This window comes from Coleofasciculus sp. F4-SAH-05 (genome assembly GCF_040222985.1).
GTDB lineage: Bacteria > Cyanobacteriota > Cyanobacteriia > Cyanobacteriales > Coleofasciculaceae > Coleofasciculus > Coleofasciculus chthonoplastes.
Window position 1 is genome coordinate 28,837 of record NZ_JAVKBY010000074.1, and the last position, 13,437, is coordinate 42,273.

10 protein-coding genes are annotated in these 13,437 nt (G+C 44.4%); 5 read left to right on the plus strand and 5 right to left on the minus strand.

The genetic code is table 11. The features are described 5' to 3' along the window. Positions 1-219: 219 nt before the first annotated feature. The 4 genes from RIG27_RS09115 (at position 220) to RIG27_RS09130 (ending at position 5,105) form a co-directional block, all read left to right on the plus strand. A complete protein-coding gene (locus RIG27_RS09115; RefSeq protein WP_446344419.1) occupies positions 220-1,989 on the plus strand; it encodes a sulfatase-like hydrolase/transferase in 1,770 nt (589 codons plus the stop codon). 178 nt (positions 1,990-2,167) lie between these two features. Continuing rightward, positions 2,168-3,094, plus strand: a complete 927-nt coding sequence (locus RIG27_RS09120; RefSeq protein ID WP_446344421.1) for an Rpn family recombination-promoting nuclease/putative transposase — start codon at positions 2,168-2,170, stop codon at positions 3,092-3,094. A gap of 235 nt (positions 3,095-3,329) precedes the next feature. Next, positions 3,330-4,232 carry an Rpn family recombination-promoting nuclease/putative transposase gene (locus tag RIG27_RS09125; protein WP_446344423.1) on the plus strand — a complete coding sequence of 301 codons (903 nt, stop codon included), beginning with the start codon at positions 3,330-3,332 and terminating at the stop codon, positions 4,230-4,232. Positions 4,233-4,280: 48 nt separating this feature from the next. Then, the gene (locus RIG27_RS09130; protein WP_446344424.1) at positions 4,281-5,105 is read left to right on the plus strand and encodes a PhzF family phenazine biosynthesis protein; all 825 of its coding nucleotides are present in this window, start codon (positions 4,281-4,283) and stop codon (positions 5,103-5,105) included. Between the two features lie 161 nt (positions 5,106-5,266). Here the strand turns inward: RIG27_RS09130 and RIG27_RS09135 are convergent, their stop codons facing one another. The 4 genes from RIG27_RS09135 to RIG27_RS09150 form a co-directional block, all read right to left on the minus strand. Next, positions 5,267-5,554 carry a DUF1830 domain-containing protein gene (locus RIG27_RS09135; RefSeq protein ID WP_446344426.1) on the minus strand — a complete coding sequence of 96 codons (288 nt, stop codon included), beginning with the start codon at positions 5,552-5,554 and terminating at the stop codon, positions 5,267-5,269. 28 nt (positions 5,555-5,582) lie between these two features. Further along, the gene (locus RIG27_RS09140) at positions 5,583-5,780 is read right to left on the minus strand and encodes a hypothetical protein (RefSeq protein WP_446344428.1); all 198 of its coding nucleotides are present in this window, start codon (positions 5,778-5,780) and stop codon (positions 5,583-5,585) included. 80 nt (positions 5,781-5,860) lie between these two features. After that, a complete protein-coding gene (locus tag RIG27_RS09145) occupies positions 5,861-6,190 on the minus strand; it encodes a hypothetical protein (protein ID WP_446344430.1) in 330 nt (109 codons plus the stop codon). 331 nt (positions 6,191-6,521) lie between these two features. After that, a complete protein-coding gene (locus tag RIG27_RS09150) occupies positions 6,522-6,770 on the minus strand; it encodes a DUF1816 domain-containing protein (protein ID WP_446344432.1) in 249 nt (82 codons plus the stop codon). A gap of 877 nt (positions 6,771-7,647) precedes the next feature. Here RIG27_RS09150 and RIG27_RS09155 point away from each other — a divergent pair. Next, on the plus strand, positions 7,648-10,026 hold the full coding sequence (locus RIG27_RS09155) for an NACHT C-terminal helical domain 2-containing protein (RefSeq protein WP_446344434.1): 2,379 nt from the start codon (positions 7,648-7,650) through the stop codon (positions 10,024-10,026). 111 nt (positions 10,027-10,137) lie between these two features. Here the strand turns inward: RIG27_RS09155 and RIG27_RS09160 are convergent, their stop codons facing one another. Further along, entirely contained in the window at positions 10,138-12,642 is a 2,505-nt protein-coding gene (locus tag RIG27_RS09160; RefSeq protein WP_446344436.1) for a DUF5682 family protein, read from the minus strand. Positions 12,643-13,437: the final 795 nt, after the last annotated feature.

The window sequence follows — 13,437 nt, forward strand, 5'->3', positions numbered from 1 at the left end:
TCACCGGGAGACTTATCACCCTGATTACTGGAGAGCCGCTGTATTTGACAATTGCCCCTATAATGATTGTTTTCTAATATTTAGTCCAAGTGGCAAGAGTATTCTTAGCTATGACAGCTTAAATTCGACTTCCTTCCAAGTTTTACCAGGTAGATGGGATACTGTTCTGGATGTTGCCACTTTATCGGCACTGATTTATTCATATAATTAACCAATCAAATGACCCATCATTCATTGTCTAGACGTTCTTTTATTCAGTATGCCGTTGCCGGAACCGCCACGGTAAGCCTATTAGGGAGTTGCCGCCAAAAGCGATCGCACTCTCAATCCCAAGACTTGGAGTTGCCGCCTTTATCTCCCCAAGCCGAGGGTTACAACATTTTGTTCATCTTCACCGATCAAGAAAGATATTTTCCTCAAAAACCATCAGGACTCACTTTGCCGGGACATGAACGGTTACAACAAACCGGTATTACGTTCCACAATCACTACACCTCATCAACGATGTGTACTGCATCACGATCAGTGCTTTTAACTGGGCTATCGACTCCAGTCACGGGTATGTTTGAAAATACCGATGTACGCTACATTTCCAATCTATCCACTGACATTCCCACCTATGGGCATCTACTCCGTCAATCTGGCTATTACACTGCCTATAAAGGGAAGTGGCATCTCAGCCGTGATTTTGAGTCCGAGCATAAACCTTTGGATTTAACCCAGGCAATGGCAGAGTATGGCTTCTCTGATTACTACGATCCGGGTGATATCATTGGTCATACTTTAGGCGGCTATCTCAATGACCATTTAGTAGCAGGAAGCGCAATTCGTTGGCTACGAAATCGTGGGCGTATGCTGAATGATGAGAAGCGACCTTGGTGTTTGACCGTTAGCCTAGTCAATCCCCATGATGTTATGTACTTCAACACCGACGCTAAGGGGGAAAACCGACAAGATAATGGCAATCTAGCAATGGAAGCTGCCAGAGCCCCGGATCATCAGCTTTATCAAAAGACCTGGGATTTACCTTTACCGAGTAATTTATACCAATCCTTTGACGAATTAGGTCGTCCCCAAGCTCACAATGAGTTTCATAAAATGTGGGGGTATATTTTGGGTACAGTTCCACCTGAAGAAGAACCTTGGCAGCGTTTAAATAACTACTACATCAACTGTATTCGAGAGGTTGACCAACACATTAATCGAATTTTACAAGAATTAGATCATCTAGATTTAAGCCGTCAGACGATCATCATTTTTTCCTCAGATCATGGTGAAATGGCGGGGGCTCATGGACTGCGTGGGAAAGGACCGTTTGCTTATGAGGAATCCATTCATTTACCCTTTTACATCGTGCATCCTGATGTAGAGGGAGGGCAAAACTGTCAGGCGTTAACCTCCCATATTGATCTAGTTCCCACATTACTTTCTATGGCTGGAGTGAAGGTTGAGGAACAAGCTGATCTAGCAGGAAGGGAGTTGCCGGGTAAAGATTTAACAACTTTACTGAGTCAACCCGAACAAGTATCGGTCGATGCAGTACGTGACAGTATTTTATTTACCTATAGCGGTTTAATGACCAATGATAGTGAACTGGTTCGCTTTCTGTCTATTGTCAAAGATAAAGATGGTGGCATAAGAAAAGCGATTAAAGAAGGAACTCGCCCCAATCTGAAGAAAAGAGGTAGTCTTCGCACAGTCTTTGATGGTCAGTATAAATTCACTCGATATTTTTCTCCAACTGAACACAATCAGCCATCAAGTATCGAAGACTTATATGCTGCCAATGATGTGGAGTTATTTGACTTAAAAGACGATCCACAAGAAATGAATAATCTTGCTCTGAACAAGTCTGACAATGAAGATTTAATTTTATCAATGAATCAAAAGTTGCAACAGCGTATTCAATCCGAAATTGGTAAAGATGATGGGAGTGAGTTGCCCAATGTCCCCGGTATTAACTGGTCATTAGCAAAAATAGACTTGTAGTGTAGATAAGTGACTTGTCTGCTCTTGGAGATTTTTTAGTGATGTTGCTTCGCTTTTTTTTTATGGGGGATGCGAGGGGGATCAAACGTATCCCATAAGAGCGGAAAGTGCTTTATATTGAAAGAATAGGACGAAATCTGTCAAAATAGATGGAGTAGACGTTCCCCTAAATGCTGTTATGTCCCCAACCCACATCCGATTTGATTGGGCGATTAAAAAATTACTGAGAAACAAAGCCAATTATGGTGTTTTGGCAGGTTTCTTAAGCGAGTTGTTCAGGAAACCGATTACGATTCAATCCATACTCGAAGGTGAAAGCAATCAACAAGGCGAGGATGACAAGCTAAATCGAGTCGATATTCTCGCAGAAAATGACCAGGGAGAATTAATTCTCATTGAAGTGCAAAATAGTACAGAGCAAGATTATTTTCATCGGATGCTCTACGGCACATCGAGATTAATTACCGACTTTCTCGAAAAAGGAGAGCCTTACGGGAACGTCAAAAAAGTCTATTCCGTGAATATCGTCTACTTTTCTCTGGGACAGGGAGATGATTATATTTACTACGGGACATTAGAGTTTCGGGGTCTTCATTTAGATGATAAATTAGGTCTATCAATTAATCAGCGGAAGTTGTTTAATATCCAAGATGTCTATGAGATTTTTCCAGAGTATTATGTGATTAAGGTCAATAACTTTAACGAGGTAGTGAAGGATACCCTAGACGAATGGATATATTTTCTGAAAAAGAGTCAAATCAAAGAAGAATTTACCGCCCAAGGATTAGCGGAAGCGAAGGAAAACTTACTCGTCGATAGTTTGAGTGAAGCCGAAAGAGCCAACTACCTGAGATTTATGGAAAATCGGCGCTATGAAATCAGTCTAATCGAAAGTTCCCGCTCAGAGGGAAGATTGGAGGGTTTAGAAGAGGGAATTGAGAAAGGTATTAAACAGGGTATGGAGCAAGGTATACAAGAGGGTATGGAGCAAGGCAAACAGCAAGAAAAAATTAACATAGCCAGAATCTTAAAACAACAAGGGACTGACCTTGACACAATCACAGCAGCAACCGGATTGACTAGAGAAGAGATTGAGCAACTATAGCACAATTGGCATAGAGGATAGGGTGGTTCATTTAGAACCTGTACTCTTGTCCTATAACATCGGTCAAGAAACCGGGTTATGCCAGGTGAAAGGTTTATATTGCGTTGTCATCCTGACGAGAAACCCGGTTTCTCGGAATACTTGACCGACACTCTAGCAATTGAGCCGCTTATCTTGAATCATTAGGACGAAATCTGTCAAAATAGATTCAGTAGATGTTTCTATCGATGCCGTTATGCCCCAAACACACATCCGATTTGATTGGGCGATTAAAAAATTACTGAGAAACAAAGCCAATTATGGTGTTTTGGCAGGTTTCTTAAGCGAGTTATTGAGGAAACCGATCACGATTCAATCAATACTCGAAGGTGAAAGCAATCAACAAGCCGAAGATGACAAGCTAAATCGAGTCGATATTCTCGCCGAAAATGACCAGGGAGAATTAATTCTCATTGAAGTGCAAAACAGTACAGAGCAAGATTATTTTCATCGGATGCTCTACGGCACATCCAGATTAATTACCGACTTTCTGGAAAAAGGAGAACCTTACGGCAACGTCAAGAAAGTCTATTCAGTGAATATCGTCTACTTTTCTTTAGGACAGGGAGATGATTATATTTATAAAGGGATATTAGATTTTCGGGGCTTGCATATAGAAGACAGGTTGGGGCTATCAATCAACCAGCGGAAACTGTTTAATATCCAAGATGTCTATGAGGTTTTTCCAGAGTATTATGTGATTAAAGTTAACAACTTTAACGAGGTGGCGAAGGATACTCTAGACGAATGGATATATTTTCTGAAAAAGAGCCAAATCAAAGATGAATTTACTGCTCAAGGATTAGCGGAAGCGAAGGAAAACTTACTCGTCGATAGTTTGAGTGAAGCCGAAAGAGCCAACTACCTGAGATTTATGGAAAATCGACGCTACGAAATTAGTCTAATCGAAAGTTCCCGCTCAGAGGGAAGATTGGAGGGTTTAGAAGAGGGCATAGAGCAAGGTATCCAAGAGGGTATAGAGCAAGGTAAAAAGCAGGAAAAGATTAACATAGCCAGACTCTTAAAACAACAAGGGACTGATATTGACACCATCACAGCAGCAACTGGACTGACTAGAGAAGAGATTGAAGAACTGTAGCACTTCTAGATGAGACTTGCACAATACACCCGCACATGAAATGAAGCAATGAAACACTCCATCATTCAAGTTGATGCCTTCACCCATACTCCATTCACTGGAAATCCAGCCGCTGTCTGTGTTTTGTCGGCTCCCCAACCGGATAGCTGGATGCAGAATGTGGCACAGGAGATGAATCTGTCTGAAACTGCCTTTTTGGTTCCGCAAGAGGATGGGTTTAATCTGCGTTGGTTTACCCCGACAGTAGAAGTCCCGCTTTGTGGTCATGCTACCTTAGCTAGCGCCCATGTTTTGTGGTCAGAGGGTCATCTGTCCCCGGATAAACCCGCCCGTTTTTATACCAAAAGCGGGATACTCATTGCCCAGCATCAGGGTGAATGGATTGAGTTAGATTTCCCGGTAAATCATTCCCAATCCATAACCGCCCCGCCAAACCTTGCGTCAGCGTTAGGCGTACCGATTCAGTCCGTTTGGCAGAATTCTTTGGGCTATTTGGTGGAAGTGGAATCGGAAGAGATGGTGCGACATCTACAGCCCAATTTTGGCTTACTCAAAACCTTACCGATATCTGATGTTATTGTTACCAGTCAGGCTGATTCGGGTTCGGAGTATGATTTTGTCTCTCGTTTCTTTGCACCGGGGTTAGGGATTGACGAAGATCCGGTGACGGGTGCCGCCCATTGTTGTTTAGCACCTTTCTGGCGCGATCGCATCAGTAAAAATGAGTTCTTAGCCTATCAAGCCTCCCATCGAGGCGGGGTAGTCAAGGTACGTTATACCGGGAGCGTTGGCGGAGCCTGTTCCGAAGGAACGTATCGCGTCATTTTGGGCGGACAAGCGGTTACTGTGATGCGGGGGGAATTGACGGAGTAATGGAGAATCAGACGACTTACTCCCTTCCCACTATAAGATTAGGTAATGTTAATGGCTGAAATCCTGATCAGTGCTAGATTTTAGTTCCATAGTTTTATGCCGTAATGGGAGTAGGAGCGAGCAAGATGCTCGCACTACAAGTATTGCCTATTGCCTATTGCCTAGCGCGTAGCACTATATAAAGGAGAAGGCGTTTCTGCTTCCTCTTGCACTTGCAAGAAATCGCACAGAATCGTAGCCGCTAAATCTGCCACGCCAAATCTCTTTTTATAGACTTCTAAATGAGCATGGGGAATCGCTTCAAACAGGAGGCGCTGTTGGGGAAATAAAATCCGCTCAAAGTACCAATTGGGAATATCAGTGATCCGAATGATCTGAATCTGTTTACTGGTATTTGTATAGTAGCAGAGAATTCGATTGGTGTATTCAGTCGGTAAGGAATTAAACATGGGAAGTGATACCACAGGAAGGAACAAATTATCGATGCATTAAGCCACAGTCCACCCCATCGAGGTGTTCAGCACAGGTGACAAAGGGGGAAATGGCTAAAGGACAAGCTTTCCATTTTCCCTGTACAGCCACGCCTAGCTGTTGACAGTGACATCCCCAGCCTTTTTGGGGTTGATAGTGACCACAATGACGACAGATTGATACTGCATAGTTGATGGTTCTCATGATTTGATTAAAATGGGTTGATTAAAAAAGAATTCAATGAAAGTAGAAGGGAAAGAAGAGTATTGCCTATTCCCTATTCCCTATTCCCTATTCCCGAAATTGAAACCGTGGTAGGTATCTGACAATAAACAATTCATGCCTTCACGAATATACGATTCCAGGTGTAATCGCATCTCCAACGAATAATAGGGAAACGTATGCTTACTGCACAGTTTTTTGCCTTGTTTAACCGCAACAGCCTGGGGATCATTCGAGAGTTTACACAAAACGTAGCATAGTAAGTCCTGGCGTAGGTTGGTACAGGTAAAAAAAATTCGGCAAAACTTGTTCGGATAAGCGTCTAAGGCGTTTTCAATTTCTTCTTGAATGACTTTCAAGAGGCGGGTTTGGACTGGCACATTGTTGCTCATGGTTATAACTTCCAAGTCGATTCAGGTGTTTAGGTTGTAACACAAGTCAAGGACATCGATTCAGTCGTTGAACTTTAACCCCAAAATTGTCTTGACTAGACACAGCATTTCGTGTCTACGTGTCTATAAGTAGTCAGACAAAATTAAGGTTAACGATGAAAATTCATACTCGCTTCCCGAAAAGAAGCAAGCTACATCTATGGTTAATTAAAAAAATGATTGGGTTATAAAAACAGTAAAAGGATACTGTCCTTTTAACCCGCTTACCTCATGTTTGAACAGAAATTAATGCCATAAATCCAGAGACAAATGACTCAGGTTCACCCCAATATCAAACCAGACTATCTTCAAAAATGGTTAGGGTGTGAGGCTGAAATTGTTTGATGGTTACGCTCATGAGTTGGGCGCTTTCTTCGAGAATATCTTGCAGATAACCGTGCTGGGATAATTCAGCGTCTTGGATTGTGCCAAAGGGACCAAAGTAGTAAACACACCCAGGATCATGGGTAATCACTTCCAGCCAATAGGCTAATCCCAGTTTGGACAAGATTTCTAAATACTGTTCTTTTTTTAAGTTCATATCATGATTATCTCCCTCAATGTTCTCGGAGGACTGGTTAACTAAAGGTTAAGTGGTTTCGGCGACAAAATCCTCGATCGCCTCCTGTAAGGCTTGAGTCATCTGGTGTACCGAGTCTTGAATCATTTGCAGATACTCTAACTCTTAATCGTCGCTCAGGTGTCCCCGGAAATCTTCTAGGAGTTTGAGGAAAATCTTGCTCAGGAGCATCTACTCTTCTAGCTCTTGGGAGATTTTATCGGTAAATCCGTACTTTAAGTGACTCAAGTTAGTTTGGCGGGATTCAGTGGCTCTTATCTGTTGTAAAAGTTGCATTTTATGAAAACCTACCTTCTCATTTTTCAAAAGTTTGTAAACTTGTAATCTTTAATCTGTCTTATACAGTACACGATCCCCGGAGATCGTCAAGGTTCTTGTCGATTCTTTTTGACTTTAATGTGTATGATTTAAATCAAAATGGTTTGCGTTTGTGCTTTTTTGCATAACTTAATTATTTGCTTGTTTTTTTTAATGAATATAACAAAGTGCTACTTTAGGTTAACTTATGCTATGCTCTAGTTTGAGAAGCTTTATCCTAGTCTATAAGGTGATATATCAACATCGCGTTGAGATTTATGGTCAATATGTATAAGTTGGTATGATTTGGCGTGTTTTTTCTATATCACCTAAATCGGTAGCGCCAATCAGAGAACCGAATTGAGGTATCATCGAGTACCGATTTAGTCAGTTGAGGAGAACCAGATAGGATGTTGAGATGCACCTTGTCGTGTCCATTCAACATCAACAAAGGGATTATTGTATAGCGGTGTTACCGTTTCTTCAGAACCTCCCCGACTGCGATCGCGGAATCGGTAGTTAACAAGGGTGGAAGTGTGATATGGGTAAACGATCGCTTTCGGCAAATGCACAGGGTATCGTCCAAGCCAAAGAAGCGATGGCGCGGAAACAGTGGACTCATCAACTGCTGGCGAAAAAGGTAGGGATTAAGACTCGCCTATCCATCAGTAAATTTTTTGCGGGTCGTCCCGTTGAGCGACGGATTTTCATCGAGATTTGCTCGCAACTGGATTTATCCTGGCAAGAGGTGGCGACTCAGGTTCCAGACGAGAGGCTATCCCAACCGATGAATTTTTCGGGAAATCAGCCGGTTGAACTCAACGCCTTAGTTGCTGAGGTTCGTGCTTGCTGCCAGGATCAGATTGAGACTCAATTGGATACCGTGCAGTTATGGGATTTGCCGAAACCAATTTCCCTAGCGGATATTTATATTGATGTGGAGGTTTTGCAAGATATCCCCAACCGATGCTGGTTCGACTTGATGGATTGGCGGCGACATTTTCAAGTGAATCGGGAGAGGGGTTATGGGTTGAGTGTGGATGGAATCTCTCAGGAACGAGTGTTGGCAATGGTGGTGTTGGCAAGACAAACCAACCTAATCCTTTGGGGGAAACCGGGAACGGGTAAAACTACGTTTTTGCAGTATGTGGCGACTCAGTGTATTCACGGTAAATTTGCGGTGGATCAGGTGCCGATTTATATTGAATTGAGGGTTTTGGTGCAACAAGCCAATACTCTAAGCTTACTGGATTATATCTGCCAAGATTTTAGCGATCGCGGTGTCTCTGGGGAAACGGTGAAAACCTTACTCCAGGAGGGGAAACTGCTGATTTTGCTAGATGGCTGGGATGAAATCTCCCCGTTGAGGCGTTTCTCTCTATTCAACAAACTGCGTTGGTTCTGTAATCGTTATGCTAAAAATCGCTATGTGATCACCTGTCGCACTGGGGTGGAATTGTATCGGTTTGGCGGATTTACTGAGGTGGAACTTGCCGATTGGACGTTGACTCAAATTAGTCATTTTGCCCGGAAGTACTTTGTGGCTTTGGCTGGTGTTAATTGGGAGAGGGGGTTAGCGAAAGCGACTGAGTTTATTGCCCAACTGGAGTATCCGGAAAACGTGACGATTAAGGACATGGTGAGAACCCCTCTATTGCTCAGTTTCATCTGCCATGTCTTCCAATCCAAAGCCCGTTTTCCTCGCCAACAGGCTAGACTTTATCAGGAAGGATTGGATCTTCTGCTCCAGAAATGGGATCACTCGAAAGGGGTTGAGCGAGATTCTGCTGAACAACCGTTGGCTTGGGTAAATCGGTTGAAGCTGTTGGATCAAGTGGCGTCTGTTACCTTTACCCAACAGCAGTATTGCTTTGCCCAATCTCAGTTGGAACACTATATTGGTGACTATCTGCAAACACTCCCAGATTATCAGGAGGTTGATCCGGTTGGCTTACAGATACAGAGTCAAGGGATTTTAAAAGCGATTGAATGTCACCATGGAGTATTGGTGGAGCGATCGCGGCGCATCTATTCTTTTGCTAATTTGAGTGTTCAGCAATACTTCACCGCTAGAGAGTTTACCACGACAACTGAGCAGAAGCCTGACGCGATCGCGGAATTAGTGACGCACTTGACTGAACAATCCTGGCGAGAGGTATTTTTATTCGCTGTCACCCTATTGCGTCACCCTGAACAATTAATCCAGGCGATGAAACAAGGGGTGGATCAGTTATTGATACCGGATCAGCGATTAGGGCAATTCGTGAACTGGATAGACCATCAATCCAAATCTAGTCCATTATCCCACAAGTCATCCGCCGTGCGAGCCTTTGATTTTGCCCTGGCTTTAATTTTGGATCAGGCGTTAGCCCAGACACTCAATTCATATCTGCTTGATCAACCTTTGGAAGCGCCACCGTTACAGCAATTACTCTCATGCTTATCCTTACCCCGAAAGTTAGACGTTAAGTTTACATTACCGGAGGCGTTAGCGTTTAAAACGAAGGAGTATTTGCCCAATGAGTCGTTTTCGCCACCGTTATACCGGGCATTAATCCTGAACGCTACCTTGAATTATAGTCTAGCATTTAACCTAGCGGTTGATCCTGAGCGTCTGGGTACATTAGCGCGATCGCTAACAACTTTACTCCATCCCGTGTTTCAGTTTCAATCGAATGTGGAGATGTTGAACCAATGGTGGTTTAATCATCGTCACTCTTGGATCGAGCAAGTTTGCTTTTTCATGGGACAACATGAGCAAGGGGAACATGATTGGCAGTTTAGCAGAAACCAGACGCGATCGCTATGGGATTATTATGATGCGAATCAATTATTGGTGGATTGTTTAAGGATCAGTGATGAGATAAATACTGAGGTGCAGCAAGATATTGAGGACGAGTTATTTTTGTATCGGGAATAAGTCATTCGTCATTTGTCCTTCGTCATTTGTCCTTGGCTTCCCCTTCTCCCCCAGCTTCTCCTCACCCCAACTATTTATATAGCAATCGCCATAGCGGTTAGGACACATCATTTATGTAGAGACGCGCCATGGCGCGTCTCTACGAACACCTAACAATTGCGCCACAATGGGTAAAACCGCATTCGCGCGATCGCAATCCAATTCCTCCTCCCCTATCCCCGGTGTCTCAACTGAAGTTCCCCGTTTGACTCGTTCCCCGATTTGGCGTCGTTCAGCCATGGAAAAGCTGGCAAAGGTGCGACGTAATAACGGTAATATCTCGGTAAAGGTTTCCCCTGGAAGCTGAATCATCCAATCATCGACAACTTGCCACAAGGGATAGTCATGCAGGAGTAACAATCCACTCCCCTGCAAAAACCCTTCTATCCAAGCCGCCGCTTGCGGGGGTTCACTGGCTTGAGAGAGAGCAAACGCTAACCGACGGGAGGCGTCATTCCGATTAAAGACTCCAGCATCCAATAATAATCGACAACTTCGACCTGCGAGTAACCCATGCAGGTTGGCTTGATCGGTCAGTTGTAATAATACCTGTTGCCAGGATTGTTTATACTCCAGATTATTCAACAGTGAAATCGCGTAATTCATTTGTTGGATACGCTGATCGATATGCCGTGCTGCTTCATCATCCAGAGATGCACAAGCTAGAGGTAAACCCAGACAAATCCGAGTCACCAATCCATCCACCACCGAGATAATCATCCGAGTGTCGGTTTGGCGGACATTTCCATAGCGTAAGACTTGCGCCAATGGGGGTAATGCCTCCATTAATTGGGCGACATCTCGGTTAAGGGTGGCTTCAGTTTGTAGGCGATGCATCACTTCGGGTAACGCATTGGGTAAATTTGCCAATAAGACAGTTTCAACTAACTGAGTCAAACTCGGTAACGCTTGCACCTGTTGTGCTTGATGTCGGGTGTATGCTGTAGCCGCCGAATCGATTGTATTCCCCCAAATTCCGGCTTCGATGAGTTTAACGGCAAATTCTGGATGCCATTGCAGCCGCCATCCTTCTTTAAAGGTTCCTTTTCCCCTTGTCGATTGTCGTATCCCCCAAGGAATGCCGAGTAAATCCAGACGATGGAGTAAATGCGATCGCGCTAAGTCATTTGTTTTGCGTAAATCTAGTTCATACTGTTTCTCGGTGGGATTAGCCCGGAGGCGTAACCGTTTCTGTTGCTGTTGTAAATCCCGTTGTAAGGGAACCATGGGCGTCTCATCGGGAACTTCTCCCAATCGTTCACCGACAATTAGTTGGTCTTGAATTAAGCGCATTGGCAGATCAGAGCCAAAACACAGCACCGTTTGCGTCGCTTCCTTTAACTCCAGCAAACCCGGCATCGCGCGATCGCGCAATGCTGCCAAAGATTCCGCCAACCGTACCGCTTCAATAATATGAGCAGATGAGGCATCTAAATCTTCCTGACGCAACAACTGCGCCACCTTAATCAACCACCGAATCGCGATCGTTGATTGTTGATCGTTGAGTTTTGATATGTGTCCTGACATATCTGTAGGGGCGGGTTTAGGGACTTTCTTGTCGCGATTGATAGTAACGTTGGTACAAAACCCGCCCTGACTCAGACTTGAATCAACTCCCCCAGCTCCCCAGACGCGCCATGGCGCGTCTCTACATGCTCCCTCTGCTCCCTCTGCTCCCCCATCTCCCCCATCCTGATAACAATCCCACAAATGACCATACCAACCCGGAGATTCAACACCCGCCCCATAGCCACTCTTAAATGCCAGTCGCCCATAAGTCCACGGTATCCAAGTAGCTTCAACTTTCGTTTTCGCCAATCCCTTAAGCAACGCATTATCCGCTTTCGCCGCAGGCATATCCACCAATGCAGGAGCGTGCCATGCACCACAGACAACAGCAATGCATTGAAACCCCTCTTTTTGCGCCGCCCGAATCTGTTTCCGCATATAGGCTTCCCGTTGCGCTTCCCTCGGATCATCTCTGGGGGGTAAATCCTGACGCAAAGCCGTCATTGCCGCTAAAATCGCCTCAAATACATCTGTACTCTCCTGGCGATGTTCAACTAACTGTTCCCACCAACGTTCCCCATCACTATACCCAGCAATTCTTGCCAAATAACCCAACGGATCAACCTGAATCTCATCCTCTCCCCCTGCTCCCCCTGCTCCCCCTGCTCCCCCTGCTTCCTCTGCTTCAAGAGCTCCCCCTGCTTCAAGAGCTCCCCCTGCTCCCCCTGCTTCAAGAGCTCCCCCAGCTTCCCCTGCCAACTGATGCACCAAGGGCAAATCCATAAACCGCACCGGAATCCCTTGAGTTAAGGCAAAATCAATCCCTTGCCATTCTGGGGAAAAAATAGCAAAGGGATAATAAACCGCCCGTTGAGGTTGGTCGGGTCTATAAACCAATAACGCCACAGGCGGTTGCATCTGGGAATGAGTCACGAAAGGCAGCATCCCATCCCCATCCGGAGGACCTTCAACTAAAAGGATATCCGGGTTGAGATTGTGCAGAGCATGACAGAGCGATCGCGCACATCCGGGTCCATGATGACGTATGCCAAAGATATGGATGCTCATTTTTTAGTCTGACTCCCCTGCATATAGCGTTTTTTTTGTCAAATCAGCCACGGATGGCGTTGCCAAAATTATGTCATTGAGATCGGCGTGTAGTATTTGTAGTGCTTGATTCTTAAAACTATCAGATTGTTGGCGTAATCGGCAATTGGGAGATTTTTTGACTCAATTTATCGATAAAAGCGAATAAAAACCCAACGTCTCATGTTTAATCTATCTTCACAAATCATACTACAGTCCCGGTACAACGGCAATATCAGGGTTTTCAGTTGTTTTTTAGGTGTTCACATTCCTTAACATAGAAAGTATCATTTGCGTTACTTGACAGATTTAAAAGGTTAACCGACAGACTATCAAGTTTTACTTATACTGATGTTCGCTAAAAACAGACAAGAAATAAGGGAATGTAGGGAATGTAGGGAATGTAGGGAATGTAGGGGATGTAGGGGATGTAGGGAATGTAGGGGATGTAGGGGATGTAGGGGATGTAGGGGATGTAGGGGCGAGTCGCTGCATATCATTACCGGGAAATCCCTCAATTATCTCGACTCGCCCCACTATCATTACCGGGAAATCCCTAAATTATCTCGACTCGCCCCACTATCATTACCGGGAAATCCCTCATTTATCTCGACTCGCCCCACTCTCTTTACCGGGAAATCCATAATTTATCTCTACAGGCCCCACTAAATTTACCGGGAAATCCCTTATTTTTATCGACTGGCCGAATATCATTACCGGGAAATCCCTTATTTCGTTGAGGAATTCTCATCGTTCGTTCACCCGTTGGCACGGATA

What these genes read in the sequence shown, in the direction of transcription:
- RIG27_RS09125 (WP_446344423.1), top strand. Translation starts at nt 3,330, where the DNA reads ATGCCCCAAACACACATCCGATTTGATTGGGCGATTAAAAAATTACTG.
- RIG27_RS09140 (WP_446344428.1), bottom strand. Translation starts at nt 5,780, where the DNA reads ATGAGAACCATCAACTATGCAGTATCAATCTGTCGTCATTGTGGTCAC.
- RIG27_RS09120 (WP_446344421.1), top strand. Translation starts at nt 2,168, where the DNA reads ATGTCCCCAACCCACATCCGATTTGATTGGGCGATTAAAAAATTACTG.
- RIG27_RS09155 (WP_446344434.1), top strand. Translation starts at nt 7,648, where the DNA reads ATGGGTAAACGATCGCTTTCGGCAAATGCACAGGGTATCGTCCAAGCC.
- RIG27_RS09145 (WP_446344430.1), bottom strand. Translation starts at nt 6,190, where the DNA reads ATGAGCAACAATGTGCCAGTCCAAACCCGCCTCTTGAAAGTCATTCAA.
- RIG27_RS09130 (WP_446344424.1), top strand. Translation starts at nt 4,281, where the DNA reads ATGAAACACTCCATCATTCAAGTTGATGCCTTCACCCATACTCCATTC.
- RIG27_RS09160 (WP_446344436.1), bottom strand. Translation starts at nt 12,642, where the DNA reads ATGAGCATCCATATCTTTGGCATACGTCATCATGGACCCGGATGTGCG.
- RIG27_RS09135 (WP_446344426.1), bottom strand. Translation starts at nt 5,554, where the DNA reads ATGTTTAATTCCTTACCGACTGAATACACCAATCGAATTCTCTGCTAC.
- RIG27_RS09115 (WP_446344419.1), top strand. Translation starts at nt 220, where the DNA reads ATGACCCATCATTCATTGTCTAGACGTTCTTTTATTCAGTATGCCGTT.
- RIG27_RS09150 (WP_446344432.1), bottom strand. Translation starts at nt 6,770, where the DNA reads ATGAACTTAAAAAAAGAACAGTATTTAGAAATCTTGTCCAAACTGGGA.